Origin of the sequence: Curvibacter microcysteis (assembly GCF_028649455.1) — a bacterium.
GTDB classification, from domain to species: domain Bacteria; phylum Pseudomonadota; class Gammaproteobacteria; order Burkholderiales; family Burkholderiaceae_C; genus Curvibacter; species Curvibacter microcysteis.
The window spans coordinates 702,138-721,892 of sequence record NZ_JAQSIO010000002.1; the positions used below are offsets into that span (position 1 = coordinate 702,138).

21 protein-coding genes are annotated in these 19,755 nt (G+C 66.0%); 5 read left to right on the top strand and 16 right to left on the bottom strand.

All coding sequences use genetic code 11. The annotated features are described in order from the left end of the window. Positions 1–34: 34 nt before the first annotated feature. On the bottom strand, positions 35–790 hold the full coding sequence (locus PSQ39_RS08445) for a PepSY-associated TM helix domain-containing protein (protein ID WP_273926294.1): 756 nt from the start codon (positions 788–790) through the stop codon (positions 35–37). 386 nt (positions 791–1,176) lie between these two features. Between PSQ39_RS08445 and PSQ39_RS08450 the strand changes: the two genes are divergently transcribed. Next, complete coding sequence (locus tag PSQ39_RS08450) at positions 1,177–1,722, top strand: phasin family protein (protein WP_273926295.1); 546 nt, start codon at positions 1,177–1,179, stop codon at positions 1,720–1,722. Between the two features lie 114 nt (positions 1,723–1,836). Here the strand turns inward: PSQ39_RS08450 and PSQ39_RS08455 are convergent, their stop codons facing one another. The 9 genes from PSQ39_RS08455 to PSQ39_RS08495 all read right to left on the bottom strand — a co-directional run bounded on the left by PSQ39_RS08455 (position 1,837) and on the right by PSQ39_RS08495 (position 9,840). After that, complete coding sequence (locus tag PSQ39_RS08455; RefSeq protein ID WP_273926296.1) at positions 1,837–2,556, bottom strand: ABC transporter ATP-binding protein; 720 nt, start codon at positions 2,554–2,556, stop codon at positions 1,837–1,839. Continuing rightward, positions 2,553–3,311, bottom strand: coding sequence for an ABC transporter ATP-binding protein (locus PSQ39_RS08460; RefSeq protein WP_273926297.1), 759 nt, complete (start codon positions 3,309–3,311; stop codon positions 2,553–2,555). The genes PSQ39_RS08455 and PSQ39_RS08460 overlap by 4 nt, the downstream gene beginning before the upstream one ends. After that, entirely contained in the window at positions 3,308–4,285 is a 978-nt protein-coding gene (locus PSQ39_RS08465; RefSeq protein WP_273926298.1) for a branched-chain amino acid ABC transporter permease, read from the bottom strand. The genes PSQ39_RS08460 and PSQ39_RS08465 overlap by 4 nt, the downstream gene beginning before the upstream one ends. Positions 4,286–4,298: 13 nt before the next feature. Continuing rightward, positions 4,299–5,219 carry a branched-chain amino acid ABC transporter permease gene (locus PSQ39_RS08470; RefSeq protein ID WP_273926299.1) on the bottom strand — a complete coding sequence of 307 codons (921 nt, stop codon included), beginning with the start codon at positions 5,217–5,219 and terminating at the stop codon, positions 4,299–4,301. Positions 5,220–5,244: 25 nt separating this feature from the next. Next, positions 5,245–6,444: an ABC transporter substrate-binding protein gene (locus PSQ39_RS08475; protein WP_273926300.1), complete on the bottom strand. Its 1,200-nt coding sequence runs from the start codon at positions 6,442–6,444 to the stop codon at positions 5,245–5,247. 56 nt (positions 6,445–6,500) lie between these two features. Next, complete coding sequence (andAb, locus tag PSQ39_RS08480; protein ID WP_273926301.1) at positions 6,501–6,854, bottom strand: anthranilate 1,2-dioxygenase ferredoxin subunit AndAb; 354 nt, start codon at positions 6,852–6,854, stop codon at positions 6,501–6,503. Between the two features lie 10 nt (positions 6,855–6,864). Then, positions 6,865–7,341, bottom strand: a complete 477-nt coding sequence (gene andAd, locus PSQ39_RS08485) for an anthranilate 1,2-dioxygenase small subunit AndAd (RefSeq protein WP_273926302.1) — start codon at positions 7,339–7,341, stop codon at positions 6,865–6,867. 4 nt (positions 7,342–7,345) lie between these two features. Then, positions 7,346–8,611, bottom strand: a complete 1,266-nt coding sequence (andAc, locus tag PSQ39_RS08490) for an anthranilate 1,2-dioxygenase large subunit AndAc (protein WP_273926303.1) — start codon at positions 8,609–8,611, stop codon at positions 7,346–7,348. A 206-nt stretch (positions 8,612–8,817) separates the two neighbouring features. After that, on the bottom strand, positions 8,818–9,840 hold the full coding sequence (locus PSQ39_RS08495; protein WP_273926304.1) for an AraC family transcriptional regulator: 1,023 nt from the start codon (positions 9,838–9,840) through the stop codon (positions 8,818–8,820). Between the two features lie 281 nt (positions 9,841–10,121). On the opposite strand from PSQ39_RS08495, the gene edd reads away from it, so the two are divergent. Together edd and eda are read left to right on the top strand one after the other, a co-directional pair. Then, positions 10,122–11,945, top strand: a complete 1,824-nt coding sequence (gene edd, locus PSQ39_RS08500) for a phosphogluconate dehydratase (protein ID WP_273926305.1) — start codon at positions 10,122–10,124, stop codon at positions 11,943–11,945. Continuing rightward, positions 11,936–12,589 (top strand): bifunctional 4-hydroxy-2-oxoglutarate aldolase/2-dehydro-3-deoxy-phosphogluconate aldolase, encoded by a 654-nt coding sequence (gene eda / locus PSQ39_RS08505; protein WP_273926306.1) that lies wholly within the window; start codon positions 11,936–11,938, stop codon positions 12,587–12,589. The genes edd and eda overlap by 10 nt, the downstream gene beginning before the upstream one ends. 111 nt (positions 12,590–12,700) lie before the next feature. On the opposite strand, the gene gloA is transcribed toward eda, so the two are convergent. Further along, positions 12,701–13,111, bottom strand: a complete 411-nt coding sequence (gene gloA / locus PSQ39_RS08510; RefSeq protein ID WP_273926307.1) for a lactoylglutathione lyase — start codon at positions 13,109–13,111, stop codon at positions 12,701–12,703. A gap of 57 nt (positions 13,112–13,168) precedes the next feature. Continuing rightward, positions 13,169–13,747: a PaaI family thioesterase gene (locus PSQ39_RS08515; protein ID WP_273926308.1), complete on the bottom strand. Its 579-nt coding sequence runs from the start codon at positions 13,745–13,747 to the stop codon at positions 13,169–13,171. Between the two features lie 50 nt (positions 13,748–13,797). Here PSQ39_RS08515 and PSQ39_RS08520 point away from each other — a divergent pair, with 50 nt between their 5' ends. After that, complete coding sequence (locus PSQ39_RS08520; protein WP_273926309.1) at positions 13,798–14,310, top strand: MarR family winged helix-turn-helix transcriptional regulator; 513 nt, start codon at positions 13,798–13,800, stop codon at positions 14,308–14,310. Between the two features lie 43 nt (positions 14,311–14,353). On the opposite strand, the gene PSQ39_RS08525 is transcribed toward PSQ39_RS08520, so the two are convergent. The 4 genes from PSQ39_RS08525 to PSQ39_RS08540 all read right to left on the bottom strand — a co-directional run bounded on the left by PSQ39_RS08525 (position 14,354) and on the right by PSQ39_RS08540 (position 18,580). Next, on the bottom strand, positions 14,354–15,166 hold the full coding sequence (locus PSQ39_RS08525; RefSeq protein WP_273926310.1) for an SDR family NAD(P)-dependent oxidoreductase: 813 nt from the start codon (positions 15,164–15,166) through the stop codon (positions 14,354–14,356). Then, positions 15,163–15,816: a 2-dehydro-3-deoxy-6-phosphogalactonate aldolase gene (locus PSQ39_RS08530; protein ID WP_273926311.1), complete on the bottom strand. Its 654-nt coding sequence runs from the start codon at positions 15,814–15,816 to the stop codon at positions 15,163–15,165. The genes PSQ39_RS08525 and PSQ39_RS08530 overlap by 4 nt, the downstream gene beginning before the upstream one ends. Before the next feature lie 41 nt (positions 15,817–15,857). Next, positions 15,858–16,781, bottom strand: coding sequence for a 2-dehydro-3-deoxygalactonokinase (locus PSQ39_RS08535; RefSeq protein ID WP_273926312.1), 924 nt, complete (start codon positions 16,779–16,781; stop codon positions 15,858–15,860). 65 nt (positions 16,782–16,846) lie between these two features. Continuing rightward, positions 16,847–18,580 carry an IlvD/Edd family dehydratase gene (locus PSQ39_RS08540; protein ID WP_273926313.1) on the bottom strand — a complete coding sequence of 578 codons (1,734 nt, stop codon included), beginning with the start codon at positions 18,578–18,580 and terminating at the stop codon, positions 16,847–16,849. Positions 18,581–18,754: 174 nt separating this feature from the next. Between PSQ39_RS08540 and PSQ39_RS08545 the strand changes: the two genes are divergently transcribed. After that, positions 18,755–19,732 (top strand): Bug family tripartite tricarboxylate transporter substrate binding protein, encoded by a 978-nt coding sequence (locus PSQ39_RS08545; protein ID WP_273926314.1) that lies wholly within the window; start codon positions 18,755–18,757, stop codon positions 19,730–19,732. The last annotated feature ends 23 nt before the right edge of the window (positions 19,733–19,755 follow it).

The following is a 19,755-nucleotide window of genomic DNA, read 5'->3' on the forward strand; positions in this document are numbered from 1 at the left end:
GCTTGGCTGGGGCGCTTTGTCAAAGCCGCCTAGCTCACAAGCGCGGCAGCACGCAGGCCAGGGTCAGGCCCAGCGAGGCGCTGAAGATGCCGACGCCCAGCGCTCGGCGCCGATTCATCTGGACCCACAAGACCAGGCCAGACAGCGACAGAAAGATCATGCTGCCGGCCAGGGCATCCACCAGAAGGATCCAGGGCACGCTCATCCCTGTGCCCTTGTGCAGGTTGTTCAGCGTGGCCAGCACACCGTTGTGGGTCGTGGTCACGCCGACCGATCGGTTGCCTTGCCAGTATTCGACCTGCACCAGGGCATGGGGGCCGCCGAAGTTGAACTGCCAACGCTCGGGTTGACGCAGCACCGGGGCAGAGCCAGGGGCGCTTTTGTCGGTCCAGGGCACGGGACGACTGGGGTCCACCCGCACCGTGTTCGGTCCCTTGTCGAGCCCCAGCGCGGTTTGGAGCCATTGCGCCATCTCGTCCTGGGTGGTCGGAGCAGGCTCAGGCAGGGTGAGCTGGGATTGTTCGCGCACCTGGGCCACCGGCGGCAGCTTGAGCACCGCGCGGTGGTTCAGCCAAATGCCACTGAGCCCGAACACCAAGCCCAGCACCGCGCCCCAGAGACCGATCCACCCGTGCGTTTTGCGCGTCCACTGCACAAAGCTGGCATAGCGAGAACGTGTTGAAGTGGCCGAGGTCCGCACTGGGGTCTGAGGGGCGGACGCCGTGACTGGGGCCGAGGCGGGCGAGTGGGGCAAGCCCGTGGTGGTGGCCGATCGGATGGCGGTGTTCATGGTGTGGGCAGTTCGCAGCGGGGGCAACAGGCCATGAAAAGCGGGCGAGCGCCTTCAGTGCTGGGGCCCTCAAGGGCGCAGAGGTGGAGAGTGTTATAAATTTTAAATGAGAATTAATCTCATATATTTTCTGATGTCAAGTCCCCGTCTCGGCTTGGTAAAGATCCGCTGGGCCTGTGGTCCTGTCACCGGAGCCCGGCCTGAACCCCTGATTGGGGCCGGTTCATGACCTCCAGATGACCTGCCTCAAAAAATATTTGTTGCAGCGCAACAAAAAACACTTGCAAAGCTTTTGGGTGGCCCTAAGATAGGCTCTATGCTGCACTGCAACATCTCTCGGCAAGAGGGTTGGCGCAACGGCCCCTTTTTTAACTCAGGAGCTTTTCATGACCCAATTCAACGCCGACCAATTCGTTGCCGCCAACAAGGCTGCTGTGGCTGACTTCAGCGCGCTGGCCGTTACCGCCTTCGCTGGTTTCGAAAAGCTGGCTGAGTTCAACCTGGCCACCGCCAAGAACGCCCTGAGCGACTCGCTGGAGTCCCTGCAAGCCGTCACCGCGGCCAAGACCCCGCAAGACCTGCTGGCTGTGCAAGCCGCCCTGGTCCAGCCCGCAGCTGAAAAGCTGGCTGCCTACAGCCGCACTGTCTACCAAATCAGCAGCGAAACCGGTGCTGAACTGAGCAAGTCCACCGAAGCCAAGCTGGCCGAAGCCCAAAAGACCGTCTCCAGCGCCTTCGACGGCCTGCTGAAGAACGCCCCGGCTGGCAGCGAAGCCTTTGTGGCCGCTTTCAAGAGCGCTGTGAGCACCGGCCAGCAAGTGCTGGAATCGGCTCAAGCTTCGGCCAAGCAAGCGCTGGCCCAAGCTGAAGCCAACGTGGCCACCGCCACCGACGCCGCTGTCAAGGCCGCCAAGACCGCTGCCAAGAAGTAAATCGCCTCAGGGCCAGGCCCTGATGACGACGACCTCAAGCCCCGCCGATGCGGGGCTTTGTCGTTGGAGACGTTGTTTTTGGGGCCGCATCGGGCGGCGTGCCTGGGACGGGCTTCACACGCCGAGGTAGGTCTTCCACAGGCTGCGGTCACCATCCAGTGCGGCCGAGCTGCCCTGCCAAACGACCCGACCGCGTTCGAGGATGAAGTGCCTGTCCGCCAGCCGCAGCAGACGGTCGACGTACTTGTCGACCACCAGAATGGTTTGGCCAGCTGCGCGCAACTGGGCCAGGCATTGCCAGATTTCCTCACGGATCACGGGCGCCAGGCCCTCTGTCGCTTCGTCCAGGATCAGCAGCCGAGGGTTGGTGGACAGGGCGCGGCCAATGGCCAACATCTGTTGCTCGCCGCCTGAGAGCTGGTTGCCCAGGTTCTGCGCACGTTCTTTGAGGCGCGGAAACAGCTGGTAGATGCGGCTTGCCGTCCAACTGTCGCGTTGGCCGTTGCGCTGGTCGGCAAATGCCACCAGGTGCTCATGGACTGTCAGATTGGGGAAGCACTGGCGTCCCTCGGGGACCACGGCCATGCCCAGGCGGGCGATGGCATCGGGGCGCAGCCCGTGGATGGGGGTGCCGCCGAAGTGGATGCTCCCCTGGCGGGGCGTCAGGTCGCCGATGAGGGTCTTGAGGGTGGTGCTCTTGCCCATGCCATTGCGGCCCAGCAGCGTGACCACCTGCCCAGCCTCGATGCTCAGGTCGATGCCCAGCAGCACCTCGCTGGCACCGTAGCCAGCCTCCAGGCCACGCGCTTGGAGAAGGGGGATGGGGGCAGTCATGCGGCGGTCTCCGTGGTTTCCGTGCCCAGGTAGACGGCTTGCACCTGGGCGTGGTTGCGGATGGTCTCGACATCGCCAGAGAGCAGGACCTTGCCGTACACCAGCACGGTGATGCGATCCGCCAAGGCGAACACCGCTTTCATGTCGTGTTCGATCAGCAAGATGGCCATGTCCTGGCGCAGTGAATGGATCAGCTCGGTCATGCGCTCGCTGTCCTCGGGGCCCATGCCGGCCATGGGTTCATCGAGCAACAGCAGCTTGGGCTGCGCCGCCAGCGCCAGGGCCACGTCCAGTTGCCTTTGTGCGCCGTGGGGCAGGGTGCCAGCGCAGCGTTGCAAGGCGTACGTCAAGCCCACGCGCGCGGCCAGCGCCTGGGCTGCCTCGACCAGGCCAGGGTCGCGACCTCGATCGGCCCAGAAGCGAAAACTGCTCCCGGATTGCGCTTGCACGGCCAGCAGCAGGTTGTCGAGCACCGTGGCCTTGGGGAAGATGCTGGTGATCTGGAAGCAGCGGGACAGGCCAGCCCGGATGCGTGCCTCCATGGGCAGGGTCGTGAGCTTGGCGCCGTCGAGTTCGATCTGGCCTTCGTCGGGCAGCAGCAGGCCTGAGATCAGGTTCACCAGGGTGGATTTGCCGGCCCCGTTGGGCCCGATCAGGGCGTGAATTTCGTTCGGGTGCACTTCCAGCGCTACGTGGTCGGTGGCGACCAGCGCGCCGAAGCGTTTCACCAATCCGTTGACAACAAACAGGCTCATGCGATTTCTCCGGGGCTGGCTTGGGCCGCTTTCGAGGGGGTAGGGGCACGCCAATGCGCGACCACACTGGCCAGGCCTCGAGGCGCCACGAAAACGATCAGGATCAGCAGCAGGCCCAGGGGCAGGTGCCAGAACTCGGTCAGCTGCTTGGCGCCTTCCTCCAGCCCGATCCACACCATGGCCCCGACCGGCCCCCCCCAGCGCAGGCCGACACCACCAATCACCACCATGACGATGAGCGTGGCGGACTGGGTCCAATGCATCACCGAGGGGCTGACAAACGCGTTGTGCGACACCAGCAGCGCCCCGGACAGGCCGGCGATCGCGCCCGACAACGCAAACGCTGCCAGCATCAGCTTGAACACCGGGTAGCCCATGGCCCGCATGCGGGTTTCGTTGTCACGCAAGCCCATCAAGGCGTGGCCAAAGCGTGAGTGGGTGGCGCGGTTCAGCCCGAGCATCACCAGAGCCAGCAAGGCGAGCACGACCCAATAGAACGTGGCTTCATCGGTGCTGTCCAGGCCCAGGCCCAATTGGGGGCGGGCGGCCAGGTTGTAGCCATCGTCTCCGCCATAGGCCCGCAGTGACACGGCCACGTAGTAAAGCATCTGCGCGAAGGCCAGCGTGCTCATGATCAGGTACACCCCCCGCGTGCGCAGGGCAATCAGGCCGATCAAGGCGGCCACCGCCCCGGCCACCAGCATGGCGGCGGGCCAGAGCAGCCAGGCCGATTCAAAGCCCGCGTCGTACAAGGCGACCAGCGCGTAGGCCCCCACGCCCACAAAGCCTGCGTGGCCCAGCGCCGCCATGCCGCCAAAGCCGAGGATGAAGTTCAGGCTGGCGGCCGCCAGCGCCACGATCATGGCGCGGCGCACGAAGCTGACATAGAAGTCCAAGCCCAGTGCCGGGGCCAAGAGGGGAAACAGTGCCAGCAAGGCACAGAGCAGGCAGGCGAGCCAACGTTCTGATTTCATGGACATTTCCTTTTCAGCCTCGGGCAGGGAACAAGCCGGCTGGCTTGAACGCCAGGACGCCAGCCATCAGGGCATAGGTCGCCAGGCCGGCCATGGCCGGCGCCAGGTCGGAGACCAGCGCGGGCGACATGAAACTGCGCAACAGCAGGGGCAAAAATGCGCGGCCCAGGGTGTCGACCATGCCGACCACCAGGGCGGCGACAAAGGCACCGCGCACCGACCCGATGCCGCCAATCACCAGCACGACCAATGAGGGGATGAGGATCTCTTCGCCCATGCCGATCTGCACCGCGGTCAGGGGCCCCATGAGCGCTCCAGCCAGGGCGGCCAGGGCCGCGCCCAGCAGAAACACCATCGAGAACACCTGGCCGACCCGGACCCCCATGAACTCCGCCATGCGCCGGTTGGAGGCGCCTGCGCGCACCAGCATGCCCACCCGGGTGTGGTTGACCAGCAGGTACAGGCCCAGGGCCACCAGCACCCCAGCGCCCAGGATGAGCAGTCGGTAGCTGGGGTACATCAGCCCGGGCAGCAGCTCGACGGGCCCTGACAGCAGGGCCGGCGCGGACGCCATGATGGGGGCCGCCCCCCAGATCAGCTTGACCAGGTCGTCGGCCACCAAAATGATGCCGAAAGTGGCCAGCACCTGGGCCAGGTGGTCACGTCCGTACAGGCGACGCACCAAAAAGACCTCCAGCACCAGGGCCAGCAGCAGCACCACGGCCAGTGCGCTGAGCACGGCGATGAGGAAGGAGCCTGTGCGGGTGTGCACCTGGGCTGCGACGTAGGCGCCAGCCATGAACAGCGAGCCATGGGCCAGGTTCATGACGTCCATGATGCCGAACACCAGGGTCAAGCCGGCCGCCAAAAGAAACAGCATGAAGCCGTAGCCCAGGCCATTGAGCATTTGCTCGATGAAAAGAATCGTGGTCATGTTGTGCGCCTTGGTCTCAGGACACTCACTTCATCTTGCACAGGTCGTGGTAAGCGTCGCGGTGCCCCTTGAGCGCCGTGGCCAAGGTCTTGTTGGTGATCTGTCCTTGGGCGTTTTTGCCGATCACCCGCAGGTAGTAGTCCTGCACCGGGAAGTTGTTGTTGTCGTACTTGAACGGGCCTCGCACCGATTCAAAGTTGGCGGCCTTCAAGGCTTTGAGCACGGCGGGCTTGTCGTTCACCTGGCCCTTGACGTCGCGCACGGCGGCGTCCATGGCCAGGATGGCGTCGTACGCTTGTGCGGCGTAGAAGGTGGGGTAGCGGTTGTAGGCCTTGCGGAACTCGCTCACAAACTTCTGGTTGGCCGCCGCTGGCAGGTCGTGCGACCACTGCGAGGTGCTGAACAAGCCCAGCATCGGCTCACCCACGGCGGCGATGGTGTCTTCGTCGGCCGAGGCGGGGCTGGTCACCAAGACCGTGTCCTTGGACAGGCCTGAGGCCACAAACTGCTTGATGAAGTTGATGCCCATGGCCCCGGGCAGGAAGAAATACACCGCGGCCGGCTTGCTGGCACGCACCTCGGCGAGCTCGGCCGCGTAGTCCAGCTGGCCAACCTTGCTGTAGACCTCTGCCACGACCTCACCCTTGTAGCGGCGCTTGAAGCCCGTCAGGTGGTCGCGCCCGGCGGGGTAGTTGGGGGCAATGATGAAGGCGTTCTTGTAGCCTTTGTCGGTGGCGTGCTGGCCGGCAGCTTCGTCCCAGGTGTCGTTTTGGTAGCTCAGACCAAAGAAATAGGGGTTGCACTGCGCGCCGGCATATTGGCTGGGGCCGGGGTTGCTGGTGATGAAGGGCACCTTGGCCGCGAACAAGGCCGGGCCCACGGCCAAGGCCACGTTGGAGGGGGTCGGCCCGGTGAAGAAGCTGATCTTGCTTTGCTGGATCAAGCGGTCCACGGCCTGCTTGGCTTGGTCGGGGCTGCCAGCGGTGTCCACCTGGATGAACTCAGCGGGGTAGCCACCCAGTTGGTTGCCCAGCAGCTTGGTGGCCAGGTTCACCGCATCGCGGGCTTCTGCACCGCCGGTGGCAAACGGGCCGGACAGGTCGAGCGCCAGGCCGACTTTGATGGTTTCTGCCGCGTGCACGGCCGTCCCGCCACTGCAGGCACAGGCCACGAGGATGGCCAGACGTCCCAACGCTGAAACTGGGGAAAGAAAGGGAGAGGGCATGCGAACGCTCCTTGGGTGGAAATGAAGGCAGAAAGAACAAAGATCGGCGGACGGGTTCAGTGGCAAGCCTGGGTCGCGGGCGCCACGGCCACTTCGACCCGGCCGGCCACGACGCGCACCGGGAAGGCGCGCACCGCTTCGGTCACCGGGGCCTTGCAGGGCGCACCGGTGCGCAGGTCAAAAGTGCCCTGGTGCAGCGGGCATTCGACGCAGCCATCCTCGACCCAGCCGTCGGACAGCTTGGCCGCGCCATGGGTGCAGAGGTCGTACAGGGCGAACAGCTCTTCGCCCTGGCGGAACACCGCGATGGGCAGGCCGTCGGCCACCACGGGCCAGGCTGCGCCATCGGGGAAGTCATCGGGTTCGCCGACGTCGTGCCAGGCGGTTGGGGCGGTGTTTTCGGTGCTCATGTGGGGCTCCTCAGATGGGTGTGGCCAGCAGGGTTTGCACGCGCAGGGTGTCGAACACCACGCGCTTTTGGCGGTAGCGCCATTCGCCGTCCACGCGCACCAGCTCGTCGAGGTAGGTGCCGGCTTGGTAGACGTTCGATTCACCGGCCTGACCGGTGATGACCACGACATAGCTCGAGGTGGTGGTGACCACCTCACCGTCCTGCCCGGTGATGACCAGGCCCGAGGTCATGTGGCGGTAGGTGTGGCCTTCGTAGATGTTGGCGTGGCGCAGCGACAGCACGCGGTCGCGCAGCATCTTGCGGTTGCGGCAATAGACCACTGGTGCGGGCAGGCCCGCGTCCACGTTTTCCTTCGGGATGATTTCGTAGCGGCAGTCTTCGGTGAAGAACTCGGTCCAGGCCTCGAGTTGAAGGCTGTCCAGGGCGCTGACGTAGCGGGCTTGCAGTTCGCTCAGTTCCAGCCAGAGTTGCAGTTTGGTGTTCATGTGTTCAATACCCCATCAATTTCTGGTAGCCCATCCAGAAGCGGCGGATGAGGTTTTCGGTGATCAAGGTGTCTTGTTGCTCCGGTGCGTCACGCGCCATGTCCAGCACGGAGAGCGCATCGGCGTCGCGCACCGTGCCGCGCTGCACCAGTTCGGTGGCTTCGGTGTCTTCCATCGAGATGTAGCCGGCAGGCCCCACCAGGTTGGCCTGCAGCAGGCGCATTTCGCGCAGCTCGGGGGTGTCGTCGGCGTAGCCAAAGAAATGGAACACCAGCTCGAAGTTGTTGGGCCCTTTGGGCAGCAACTGGCGTGCCACCAGGGTGTTGTGGATCTGTTGCACCACCAGCTGAGGGAAGATCGGCTGGATGTGGTTGGTGGTGAGCTCGTCGAACTCCTTGATCTGGCCCAGCAGCTCGGGGTCTTCCAGCGCAAAGCCGTCGTTCATCGAGCGGATGTTCTGCGCGTTGTAGGCGGCCGCCGTGTCGCCAGCTTCTTCGATCTTGGTCGCCGTGATGATGCTGTGCAGGCCGTGCGTGGCGTCCGGGATGGAGCGCGCCTTCATGCCCACCCGAAAGATGTTGAAGGTGGTGTGGAACAGGTGCAGCAGGCTGGCGTGGTAGGGGTCTTTGACGTTCTCGAGGTAAAGCTTCCAGTTGCTCTTGGAGTACTGGCGCGTGCAGCCCAGGTACTCGATGGGCTTGTGGAACAGGCGATCGATCCAGGGCCGCATCTCGGCGCCCAGGTAGTCGGGCAGCGGCGGGGTGTCGTCACTGAAGGTGGCGAACATCAAGCCCTTGTAGCTGTCCACGCGCAGCTTGTGCAGACCATGGCCCTCGGGGCTGAAGTCCTTGGGCATGCCAGCCTGGCCTTTTTGCCCTCGGCGGAAGGGCACGCCTTGCAGCTCGCCTTCGCAGGAGTAGCTCCATTGGTGGTAGACGCAGGTGTGCGAGGCCGCGTTGCCACGCTTTTCGCGGCACACCACGGCGCCCCGGTGCGCGCAGCGGTTGACCCAGCAGGCCAGGCCGGTGGCCGTGCGCGTGACCACCACCGGGGTGTCACCCACGAAGGTGCTCTTGAAGTCGTTGACGTTCGGAATCTCGGCTTCCAGGCCCAGAAAGCTCCAGACCGGACCGCGGTAGATGCGCTCCTGTTCACGCTCGTAGACCTCTTGCGAACTGAACACGCGGTAAGGCACGCGTGAGCCGTCCTGCTGGGGAAAGAACACCGGGCGGCCCAGGGGCGGCGGGGCACTGATGACTTGTTCGGACATGGGGGCTCCTGTAGAAAATCGCTGGAACCCAGTCTAGGAAGCGCTCTTGCCAGCCGCTATCCACTAAAGGCAAAGCGCCGCGTCAGCTTGTCCGCTTCCGGAAGGCCTTGCCTGAAACGGATGCTGCACCCACCCAAGGAGGTGGTCGGTTGCCGAAAACGGACAGGCAGCCAGCGAGCACCCCGAGGCCTGGCACAGGCCTCACCTCAGGGCCGACGCGGGCCGGTTTCGCTCGGCAGCTCGCCGAAGCGCTCACGGTAATAGGCGGAAAAGCGGCCCAGGTGGCCAAATCCATACTCGAGCGCACACGCTGTGACGCTGGCGTTGGCATGGCTTTGCAAGTGCGCACGCACGGCATCGAGGCGCATGGCGCGCAGCAGGTCCATGGGCGAAGCGCCCCGGTGTCGCTGGCACAGCATGGTCAGCGTGCGGATGCTCACCCCCGCGGCTTGAGCCAGGTCGATGAGCGCGATGGGGGCGGCCAAACGCCGTCGCATGTAGGCCTCCATGGCGTCCAGCCGGGCGTAGGCCGATGACTCGCTGAGCGTGATCGCGGGCCGGGCCCCGCTGGGGCTGGTGTCCGTGGCCGGGGCCGTGCCCAGTCCCGAATGCGAGCGCAGGAACAGCGCCACATTGCGCTCGAAATGGTCCACCCAGGCCGAATGGGCCTGACTGCCATGGGGCAAGGCCGTGGTGTGGACCAGGGACTGAACCAGTGAGCGCCAGGGGCCCTCGTGTGGCGCGGACATGAGGGCGGCCGCGGGCAGGTCCAGCTCGTCAGGACTGGCCCCATCGCACTCCCGCAACAGGCTGTGGGGCACTTTCAGAATGAACTGTTCGCAGCCGCGCTCCCAAGCCATGCGCAGGCTTCGGCGTGGCGCGATCAGGGCCGTGCGGCCTGGTGGAATGGACACCCGCACGCCGTCGGCCTCGATGTCGGCGCTGCCTCGCAGCGAGAGATGCACCAAAGCAAAGTCCTGGAACGGCCGGGGCCGGACTTCGACTTCAGCCCCGTAGCGCAGCACGAACATCTCCATGCGCCGCATGCCGGCCTTGTACATGGCGGTGTCCACCGCCCCGTGGCGCCAGCGCAGGTCGTGGTCCGACAGCTCTCGGGCCACTTGGTCGTGCGAATCCACTGGCGCATCCGAGCGGAACAGGCAGTGCTGGTAGAGGTGGCTCAGATCGAGCGAGCCAGCGGGCGGCAGGGGGGCAGACTGGGTGGGCATCGCGGGTGGGCTGCTTCAGCATCAGGAGATGCCTGTGCTGTTGGGTGGTTCAGGGTCAACGCGCAAGATGCATGCCACAACGTCCCTATTTCCCAGAGGGAATCAGGGCCTTGTCTCTGGGTTGGTGGAGGGGCTTCGGGGCTGTCTGGCCGCACCCAGCAGCCGGGTGGCCTCCTCGGGGCCGGGCCCACAGACAAGTTCGTACCCGTTCTGTAACCTGCGGGTGGGCTGCCTGCAGCGGTTCGCGGTTACCATAGATCTGTAATTTTGTTACATACCACATGACACTCCACCCCACGGTTGACGCGGTGACCCGCCGCATTCGCGAACGCAGCGGCCCCACCCGCAGCGCTTACCTTCAGCAAATCGATCAAGCGGCCCGCCGCACCCGGGGCCCGGACCGCATGGGCTGCGCCAACGTGGCCCATGCTTTTGCGGGCGTGCCCAGCGACGACCGCTTTCGCATCGTGGCCGAGAAGGCGCCCAACATCGGCATCGTCACCGCCTACAACGACATGCTGTCGGCCCATGCGCCGTTCCAGCACTACCCCGACCTGATCAAGACCGAAGCGCGCCGCCTGGGCGCCACGGCCCAGGTGGCGGGGGGCGTGCCCGCCATGTGCGACGGCGTGACCCAGGGCACCGAGGGCATGGAGCTGAGCCTGTTCAGCCGCGATGTGATCGCCATGGCCACGGCCGTGGCCCTGAGCCATGACATGTTCGACGCCACCTTGATGCTGGGCGTGTGCGACAAGATCGTGCCGGGCCTGCTGATTGGCGCGCTGCAGTTCGGCCACCTGCCCACGGTGTTTGTGCCGGCCGGCCCCATGACTTCGGGCCTGTCCAATGGCGACAAGGCCAAGGTGCGCGAACAGGCGGCCCAGGGCCTGGTCGGGCGTGATGCCTTGCTGGAGGCCGAGATCAAGGCCTACCACGGCGAAGGCACCTGCACTTTTTACGGCACGGCCAACAGCAACCAGATGCTGCTCGAAGCCATGGGCCTGCATGTGCCCGGCACGGCCTTCGTCAACCCGGGCCAGACCCTGCGCGCGGAACTCACCCGCGAAGCCACGCGAACCGTGCTGGACATCACCCGCGCGCGCCGCTATGCCCCCATTGGCCAGGTGGTGGATGAGCGCTGCATCGTCAACGCCATGGTGGCCTTGCTGGCCACCGGGGGGTCCACCAACCACCTGATCCATTGGGTGGCCGTGGCCCGTGCCGCGGGCATTGTGATCGACTGGGATGATTTTTCGGCCCTGTCCGATGTGGTGCCCTTGCTGACCCGTGTCTACCCCAACGGCAGCGCCGACGTGAACCAGTTCCAGGCCGCAGGCGGCCCCGGCTTTGTGATCCGCGAACTGCTGGATGCCGGGCTGATGCATGAAGACGTGCTGACCGTGCGCAGCGCCGGTCTGCGCGAGTACACCCGCATCCCGGTGGCGGCCGCCGACGGCACCACGCTGAGCTGGCAAGACAGTGGCGAGAGCGGCGACCTCAACGTGGTGCGTCCGGCCAGCCAGCCCTTCAGTGCCACGGGGGGCCTCAAGCTGCTCAAGGGCCCGCTGGGCCGCAGCGTCATCAAGGTCTCGGCCGTGCCTGAAGACCGCCATGTGGTGCAGGCGCCGGCCCGGGTGTTTGACTCGCAGGAAGGCTTGCAAGCCGCCTTCAAGGCCGGCGAGCTGGACCGCGACGTGGTGTGCATCGTGCGCTGGCAAGGTCCGCGCGCCAATGGCATGCCCGAGCTGCACAAGCTCACCCCGCCCCTGGCGGTGCTGCAGGGCAAGGGCTACAAGGTGGCCTTGGTGACCGATGGCCGCATGAGCGGTGCTTCGGGCAAGGTGCCCGCGGCCATCCACGTCTCGCCCGAAGCCCTGGCGGGTGGCCCGCTGGCCAAGGTACAAGACGGTGATATCGTGCGCATCGACGCCGTGGCTGGCACCCTGGAGGTGCTGGTCGACGCCGCCGAGTGGGCCGCGCGCCCGCTGGCCCAGATGTCCCCCGAGCTGCAGGCCGCCAACGCGGCAGGCTGCGGCCGCGAACTGTTTACCGGCATGCGTCGCCATGCCCTGACCGCTGAAGAAGGAGCCTGCACATGGCTGTGAAACCCCTGCCCACCGTTTTGCGTGCCATCGATGTGATGCTGGACGCGCCTGTGATTCCCGTCATCGTGCTGCACGATGTGGCCCATGCCGTGCCCTTGGCCCGCGCCCTGGTGGCGGGTGGCATCCGCATGCTGGAAGTGACGCTGCGCACGCCCCAGGCCCTGGCCTGCATCGAGGCGATCGCCCGCGAGGTGCCCGATGCCGTGGCCGGCGCCGGCACGCTGCGCAGTGCCGCCGACGCCCAGGCGGCCCTGAACGCCGGTGCCCGCTTTGGTGTCAGCCCGGGCTACACCGCCGCCTTGGGCCAGGCCTGCCGTGACTTGAAGTTGCCTTTGCTGCCCGGCGTGGCCACTGGCAGCGAAATCATGGCCGCGATGGAAGACGGCCTGAGCGAGTTGAAGTTTTTCCCGGCCCTGCAAGCGGGCGGCACCGCCATGCTCAAGGCCTGGCATGGCCCGTTTGGTGACATCCGCTTCTGCCCCACGGGCGGCGTCAGCCCAGGCAATGCGGCGGACTTCCTGGCCTTGCCCAATGTGGCTTGCGTGGGCGGCTCCTGGCTGACCCCCGCCGATGCCGTGGCCGCAGGTGACTGGGCCCGCATCGAAGCGCTGGCGCGTGAAGCCAGCCAGTTGAAGCGCGCCTGAATCCGGACTTCGGCCCCGCCGGGGGCGGTGGCGACCCGCACAAAAAACCCGCCCCGGGCTTGGCCTGGGGCGGGTTTTTCATGGCGGGCTGGGTGGGCCGCTGGCGCTGAATCAGCGCAGGCCTTTGCCTTCTTCGTGTTCAGCGCGCTGGATCAGCTCAATCTTGTAGCCATCAGGGTCCGTGACGAAAGCGATCACCGTGCTGCCGCCCTTGACCGGGCCGGCTTCGCGGGTCACGTTGCCACCGGCGGCCTTGATCTTGGCGCAGGCCGCAGCGGCGTCGGGCACGCCCAAGGCGATGTGGCCGTAGGCGGTACCCAGTTCGTAACTCTCCACCCCCCAGTTGTAGGTCAGCTCCAACTCGGCGTGCTCGGGGTTCTTGCCGTAGCCCAAAAAGGCCAGCGAGTACTTGTACTCGGTGTTCTCCGAGGTGCGCAGCAGTTGCATGCCCAGCACCTGGGTGTAGAAGTCGATGGAGCGTTGGAGGTTGCCAACGCGAAGCATGGTGTGCAAAAGGCGCATGTCGTGTCCGTGGGGTGTCAAAAATCGAAAACGCTATTTTGCGGCTTGGGGCGCAGGTCAACCGGCGGGCAGGTCAAACACCAGGCAAGTCGTGGTGGCATGGGCGTAGAGCGTGCCGTCGGGGCCCACCAGGCGCGCCTCGGCCGTGGCCAGTTGGCGCCCACAGTGGATGACCTGGCCGATGGCGCGCACCCGCTGCACCTTGGGTGTGATGGCCTTGACCAGGTTGATGCCCAGCTCGGCCGTGGTGTAGCCCCGGCCCGGCAACATGCGGGTGTGGATGGCGCAGCCCAGGGCCGAGTCCAGCAAGGTGGCGAACCAGCCGCCATGCACCGTGCCCATGGGGTTGAAGTGCTGCGGGCCGGGCCGACCCTGGAACACGGCCAGGCCCTCACCGATGTCGATCAGCGAAAAGTCCAGCGTTTGGGCGATGGGCGCGTAGGGCAGTTCGCCGCGCAGCATGGCCTGCATCATCTCCAGGCCGTTTTTCTGGCCAATTTGCGCGCGGGTGGCCACACCGGGACCGACGCCTTGGCCCAAGCGTTCATGGACGGCGGCTTCTTCGGCCAGCCAGCGCTCCAGGTCAGAGGCACGGGGGGCCGCGCTGGGGGAGAGGGTTGCAGTGGTCTGGGTCATGGGCGTTGCTTGATGAATGTGTGGGCAATTATTGCAGCTACAATTGAGCGATGACCAGCACAGTCCCCCGTTCTGATGTCCAACCGGCGACAGCCAAGCCGCAAGGCTGCACCAACTTCAAGCTGCGTCGCTTGATGCGCCAGGTGGCCCAGCATTACGACGCGGAGCTGAGCCAGGCGGGTTTGAAAACCACGCAGTACTCGCTGCTGAGTTGTGTGGACCGGCTCGGTCCCATCCAGCCCTCGGACCTGGCGCGCACCATGGCCATGGACGCGTCCACGTTGACGCGCAACCTGCGGCCCTTGGTGGATGCCGGCTGGGTCTTGCTGGGGCCTGGTCAAAACGGGCGCAGCCGCCTGGTGCACATCACCGAGGCGGGCCATGCCAAGCGCCAGGAGGCGCAGCGGCGCTGGCGCAAAGCCCAACTGGGCTTGAATGCCTTGCTGGGCGAATCCACGGTGCTGGCCTTGCATGCCTTGATTGACGACAGCATGCTCAAGTTCGAGGCCGAAGCCAGCGGTTCGGACGAGGGCGTGGCGAGCCAGGATGTGGCGCCTGCCTGAGCCTGGCGGGGGCGCCAAGACCGCCTGACTTGGCGGCCTTCGCTCAGGTGGACACGGTGTAATTGAGCGTCATGCGACCGCCGTCGGCCACCACGATCTCACCCGTCACGTAGCTGGACGCGTCGCTGGCCAGCCAGGCCACCACATCGGCCATTTCTTCGGGCGTGCCCAGGCGCTTCATGGGCGTGCGGCTCATGATGCGCTGGCGCGACTCTTCGCTGGTCAACACCGCCTGGGCGGCGAGTTCGGTGGCGATCGTGCCTGGGGCCACCGCGTTGACGCGGATGCCATGGTCGGCCAGGGCCAGGGCCATCACCCGGGTCAGCTGGTTGATGCCGCCCTTGCTGACGTTGTAGCTGGCAATGGTGGGAATGGTCAGCACGCCGTTGACCGAACTCATGTTGACGATGGTACCCCGGCTGCGGCCGCTGTCCTCTGGCTGATCGGCCGCGGCGCGCACCATCTCACGGGCCACGGCCTGGCCGACCAGGAAGGCGCCCTTGAGGTTGACGCGCAGCACGGCATCGAAGTCCGCTTCGCTGACTTCCAGAAAATCCGCGGCCTTGAAGATGCCCGCGTTGTTGACCAGGATGTCGATGCGGCCAAAGGCCTGCACGGTCTGGGCCACCAGAGCGTCAACCTGGGCCTTGTCGCCCACGTCGCAGTGCACGTACAGGGCACCGGTTTCGGCCGCCAGGGCTTGGCCTCGGGCGTCGGCCACGTCGGCGATCACGACCTGGGCGTTTTCGCGCACAAAGCGGCGCACACAGGCTTCGCCAATGCCTTGGGAGCCACCGGTGACGATGGCCACGCGGCCTTGCAGGCCGAACGAAATGGGGGAGGGGGCAGATGTCATGCGGTCATGCTACCAGCCCAGGCACTGGCAAAGGCCTGGGCGGCATCGCCCACCGCCTGGGCTGATTTGCCGGGCGCGTACAGGGCCGAACCAATGCCAAAGCCGCTGGCCCCGGCCGCACGGTAGGCGGCCATGTTGGCCGGCGTGATACCCCCCACGGGCAGCACCGGGATCTCCTTGGGCAGCACCGCACGCAGGGCCTTGACCACGGTGGGCGGCAGCATCTCGGCAGGGAACAGTTTCAAGCCATGGGCGCCCGCTGCCAAGGCGGCAAAGGCCTCGCTGGGCGTCGCCACGCCGGGCAGGCAGGCCAGGCCCAGGCGCAGCGCTTCCGCGACCACGGCAGGGTCGAAGTTGGGCGACACCACCAGTTGGCCTCCGGCTGCGTGAAGATCGCGCACCTGCTGCACGCTCAGCACCGTGCCGGCGCCCACCAGGGCCTGGGGGCATTGCGCGCGCAGCAAGGCAATGCTGTCCAGCGGCTGGGGTGAGTTGAGCGGCACCTCGATCAGGCCAAAGCCGTGCTTGGTCAAGGCCTGGCCAATGGCCGGGGCTTCGGCCGGTGTCAGCCCGCGCAGGATGGCGACCAGGGGCAGGCGTTGGAGCTGGGCTTGGAGTGGGGTGGCGGGCTGGGTGAGGGCGGTGCTCATGGTCTTGGGGTGTCGGGGCAAGGGGTTCGAGGGAGAGGGCTTCAGGGGCTTGGCCATTGGCGCGACAGCGCCCACAGGCCGGCCCAGGTGGCTTCCGAGCCCCAGCGCCGGCTGCTCCGACCCAACAGGGCCAGGGCCTGCGCGTAGCGCTGGGTCAGGCTGGGGGATCCGATCAGCAACAGGGGCGTGTCCGAGGCGGACGTGCTGAAGGCTTGGCCACGCAGTTCTTCGCCAATCACCAGGCCGGACAGGTAGCTGGCCAGCGCGTCATCTGGCATGCGGCCCATCAGCTGCAGCGTGCGGGTGCCAAAGGCGGTGTGCAGCAGGCTGGGACCTTGTTGGGCCTGCTGCACGCCGCGCTCGAAGGCCAACTCGTCAAACACCGCGTCGGGGGGCAGGCTGCGCGCCAGGATGGAGTGCTGGCTCAGCAGGGCGTAGACCTCACCCGTCATCCAGGTGCTGAAGCCCGTGATCTGGCCGTCCTGCACCGTGGCCCATTTGCTGTGCGTGCCGGGCAGCACCAAGGTCGCGCTGTGCAGCTTGGCCAGCTGCAAGGCGCCGAAGATCTGCACCTCTTCCCCGCGCATCACGTCGGGCACCTGTTGGGCTTCGGTGCTCACCCCCGGCACGATGCCCACCCGCCAAGGCAAACCAGGCAGCCAGGCCAGGCCTTGGGCCAGTTGGGCAAAACCCGCCGGGCAGGCGCAGTAAGGGGCTTCCAGCCAGCCCTGGCGGCTGCCGGCCATGCCACTGATCAGGGTCAGGCTGCCAGGGCGGCGTGCCCAGTCGCCGAAGTGCTGTTCAAACACCGTGGCAAAGCCGCCTGCGGGCACTTGCAGAATGCCTTGGGCAGCTTGGCGTTCTTCCAGCACCTGTCCTTCAGGGCCGAGCAAGGCCCCGCGCAGGGACGTGGTGCCCCAGTCGATCGCGATCAAGGGGGGCGTGGCGGTGGCGGTATCGGTCATGGTCGCGGGTCCTGGCCACAGGGCCTCATGGGAGGGGGCTGCCCGGCCCGGTGGGTCGGTGGCGCTCAGTGGTTGTCCTTGGGCACGAAGGAGCCGCGCTTGCCCACCAGGAAATCCAGGTCCACCCCTTCGTCGGCTTGCAGCACATGGTCGACGTAGAGCTTCCAGTAGCCCGAGTTCAGGGGCGGGGGCGGCGCGGTCCAGCCGCTCAAACGGCGCTGCAGTTCCTCGTCACTGATCCGCAGTTGCAGGCGCCGCTCGGGCACGTTGAGCTCGATCAGGTCCCCGTTTTGCACGATGGCCAGCGGGCCGCCCGCCGCAGCCTCGGGCGTGGTGTGCAGCACCACCGTGCCATAGGCCGTGCCGCTCATGCGCGCGTCGCTGATGCGCACCATGTCGGTGATGCCTTTGCGCAGCACCTTGGGCGGCAGCGGCATGTTGCCCACTTCAGCCATGCCGGGGTAGCCCTTGGGGCCGCAGTTCTTCAGCACCAGGATGCAGTGTTCGTCGACGTCGAGGTTCTCGTCGTCAATGCGGGCGTGGAAGTCGTCGCTGTTCTCAAACACCACAGCGCGGCCGGTGTGCACCATCAGCGCGGGGGTGGCGGCGCTGGGCTTGATGACGGCGCCGCGCGGGGCCAGGTTGCCGCGCAGGATGGCGATGCCGGCCTTCTCTTTGAAGGGCTCAGCCACGGTCTTGATCACGCGCGGGTCGTGGTTTTGGGCGTCAGCGATGTTGTCGCCCACGCTGCGCCCGCTCACGGTGATGATGTCGCGGTGCAGCAGGTGCTGGATTTCCTTCATCACCACGGGCAGACCGCCGGCGTAGCAGAAGTCTTCCATCAGGTGCTCGCCCGAGGGCTGCAGGTTCAGGATGCAGGGCAGGTCGCTGCCCAGGCGCTCAAAGTCGTCCACGGTGAGTTTCAGGCCCAGGCGTCCCGCGATGGCGATCAGGTGGATCACGGCATTGGTCGAGCCGCCGATCGCAGCCAGGGTGCGGATGGCGTTCTCAAACGCCTCCATGGTCAGCACCTGCGAAATGGTCTGGTCGCTGTGCACCATCTCGACAATGCGCCGCCCTGCGTTGCGGGCCAGCACATTGCGCCGGCCGTCCACGGCCGGGTAGGCCGCGTTGCCGGGCAAGCCAATGCCCAGGGCCTCGACCATGCTGGCCATGGTGCTGGCCGTGCCCATGGTCATGCAGTGGCCGTGGCTGCGGTGCATGCAGCTCTCGGCCTCAAAGAAGTCAGCCAGCTTGAGGGTGCCAGCGCGCACTTGCTCGCTCATGCTCCACACGCCGGTGCCAGAGCCCAGTTCCTGGCCGCGCCATTTGCCGTTCAGCATGGGGCCACCACTGACACCGATGGTGGGCAGGTCCACGCTGGAGGCGCCCATCAGCAGCGAGGGCGTGGTCTTGTCGCAGCCCATGAGCAGCACCACGCCGTCGATGGGGTTGCCGCGGATGCTTTCCTCCACATCCATGGAGGCCAGATTGCGGTACAGCATGGCGGTGGGGCGCAACAGGGTCTCGCCCAAGGACATGACCGGGAATTCCAGTGGAAAGCCGCCCGCTTCGTACACCCCGATCTTCACCTGCTCGGCCAGGGTGCGGAAGTGGCTGTTGCAGGGGGTCAGTTCGCTGAAGGTGTTGCAGATGCCAATCACCGGGCGGCCATCGAATTGATCATGCGGCACGCCCTTGCCCTTGACCCAGCTGCGGTAGGCAAAGCCGTCCCGGTCCTGGCGTCCAAACCATTGCTGGCTGCGAAGTTCTTCGGGCTTCTTGCGGGGCAGTGTCATTCTGGTGTCTCCGTGGTGAGGTGGCTAGGGAAAACGATAGGGCTGTCATTTTTTCTTATTCATATTATCGTAATACCTTTGGAGCCGCCACCGAGAACACCCCGTCTCTGGCGTAGAAAAGCAATCACAACTCGCTCGCTTCGATCTGAAGCGGGCATGGGATGGAGACCCCGAATGAGCCCTGTTGCACCGACCGGCCTGAACCGCCGCCTGGCCTTGAGCGGCACCGCCGCCTTGTTGTTGACCGACTGGGCCCAGGCCGAGCCGGGCTACCCCAACCGCCCGATCGAGATCGTGGTGCCGGCCTCGGCCGGTGGCGGCACCGATGTGCTGGCGCGGGCGTTTTCGGAGGCGGTGAAGAAGCACCTGCCCCAGCCCATGACGGTGAACAACAAGCCGGGCGCCAGCGGCGCCATTGGCATGGGCGATGTGCTGGCCGCCAAGCCCGACGGCTACAAAGTGGGCATGGTCATTGTCGAGTTGACCACCGTGCCGCACCTGGGCCTGGCCAAGTTCACCTTCGAGGACTTTGTGCCCATCGCCCGCCTGAACTTTGACCCGGCAGCCATCACCGTGCGTGCCGAAGCGCCCTGGAACACCATCGAAGAATTCCTCGCCGCTGCCAAGCAAAAGCCCGGTGAGATGAAGGTTGGCAACTCGGGCAATGGCTCGATCTGGCACCTGGCCGCGGCCGCGCTGGAGGACAAAACCGGCACCCAGTTCACCCATGTGCCCTACCAGGGCGCAGCCCCGGGCGTGGTGGCACTGCTGGGTGGTCACATCGACGCGGTGGCGGTCAGCCCCGGCGAGGTGTCGGCCCATGTCGCGGCCGGCAAGCTCAAGACCCTGGTCACCATGTCCGAGCAGCGCGTCAAGGGCTTTGACAAAGTCCCCACGCTGCGCGAGCGCCAGATCGATCTGGCCATTGGCGCCTGGCGCGGCCTGGCCGTGGCCAAGGGCACGCCGGCCGGGGTGGTGGCCGTGCTCAAGACCGCCACGGCCAAAGCGGCCGAGGAGCCCGCCTTCCGCCAGTCCCTGGACAAGCTCAACCTGGGTTTTGCCTACGCGGACGCGGACGCCTTCCGGGCCGTCATGCAGCGCGACCACGAGGGCTTCAAGGTGCTGATTGCCAAACTGGGCATCAAGGCTTGAGTCCGCCCCTTTGTCATTGCCTT

Excerpts from the sequence above, each read along its gene's own strand:
- PSQ39_RS08445 (WP_273926294.1), bottom strand. The coding sequence starts at position 790 with ATGAACACCGCCATCCGATCGGCCACCACCACGGGCTTGCCCCACTCG.
- PSQ39_RS08450 (WP_273926295.1), top strand. The coding sequence starts at position 1,177 with ATGACCCAATTCAACGCCGACCAATTCGTTGCCGCCAACAAGGCTGCT.
- PSQ39_RS08455 (WP_273926296.1), bottom strand. The coding sequence starts at position 2,556 with ATGACTGCCCCCATCCCCCTTCTCCAAGCGCGTGGCCTGGAGGCTGGC.
- PSQ39_RS08460 (WP_273926297.1), bottom strand. The coding sequence starts at position 3,311 with ATGAGCCTGTTTGTTGTCAACGGATTGGTGAAACGCTTCGGCGCGCTG.
- PSQ39_RS08465 (WP_273926298.1), bottom strand. The coding sequence starts at position 4,285 with ATGAAATCAGAACGTTGGCTCGCCTGCCTGCTCTGTGCCTTGCTGGCA.
- PSQ39_RS08470 (WP_273926299.1), bottom strand. The coding sequence starts at position 5,219 with ATGACCACGATTCTTTTCATCGAGCAAATGCTCAATGGCCTGGGCTAC.
- PSQ39_RS08475 (WP_273926300.1), bottom strand. The coding sequence starts at position 6,444 with ATGCCCTCTCCCTTTCTTTCCCCAGTTTCAGCGTTGGGACGTCTGGCC.
- andAb (WP_273926301.1), bottom strand. The coding sequence starts at position 6,854 with ATGAGCACCGAAAACACCGCCCCAACCGCCTGGCACGACGTCGGCGAA.
- andAd (WP_273926302.1), bottom strand. The coding sequence starts at position 7,341 with ATGAACACCAAACTGCAACTCTGGCTGGAACTGAGCGAACTGCAAGCC.
- andAc (WP_273926303.1), bottom strand. The coding sequence starts at position 8,611 with ATGTCCGAACAAGTCATCAGTGCCCCGCCGCCCCTGGGCCGCCCGGTG.
- PSQ39_RS08495 (WP_273926304.1), bottom strand. The coding sequence starts at position 9,840 with ATGCCCACCCAGTCTGCCCCCCTGCCGCCCGCTGGCTCGCTCGATCTG.
- edd (WP_273926305.1), top strand. The coding sequence starts at position 10,122 with ATGACACTCCACCCCACGGTTGACGCGGTGACCCGCCGCATTCGCGAA.
- eda (WP_273926306.1), top strand. The coding sequence starts at position 11,936 with ATGGCTGTGAAACCCCTGCCCACCGTTTTGCGTGCCATCGATGTGATG.
- gloA (WP_273926307.1), bottom strand. The coding sequence starts at position 13,111 with ATGCGCCTTTTGCACACCATGCTTCGCGTTGGCAACCTCCAACGCTCC.
- PSQ39_RS08515 (WP_273926308.1), bottom strand. The coding sequence starts at position 13,747 with ATGACCCAGACCACTGCAACCCTCTCCCCCAGCGCGGCCCCCCGTGCC.
- PSQ39_RS08520 (WP_273926309.1), top strand. The coding sequence starts at position 13,798 with ATGACCAGCACAGTCCCCCGTTCTGATGTCCAACCGGCGACAGCCAAG.
- PSQ39_RS08525 (WP_273926310.1), bottom strand. The coding sequence starts at position 15,166 with ATGACATCTGCCCCCTCCCCCATTTCGTTCGGCCTGCAAGGCCGCGTG.
- PSQ39_RS08530 (WP_273926311.1), bottom strand. The coding sequence starts at position 15,816 with ATGAGCACCGCCCTCACCCAGCCCGCCACCCCACTCCAAGCCCAGCTC.
- PSQ39_RS08535 (WP_273926312.1), bottom strand. The coding sequence starts at position 16,781 with ATGACCGATACCGCCACCGCCACGCCCCCCTTGATCGCGATCGACTGG.
- PSQ39_RS08540 (WP_273926313.1), bottom strand. The coding sequence starts at position 18,580 with ATGACACTGCCCCGCAAGAAGCCCGAAGAACTTCGCAGCCAGCAATGG.
- PSQ39_RS08545 (WP_273926314.1), top strand. The coding sequence starts at position 18,755 with ATGAGCCCTGTTGCACCGACCGGCCTGAACCGCCGCCTGGCCTTGAGC.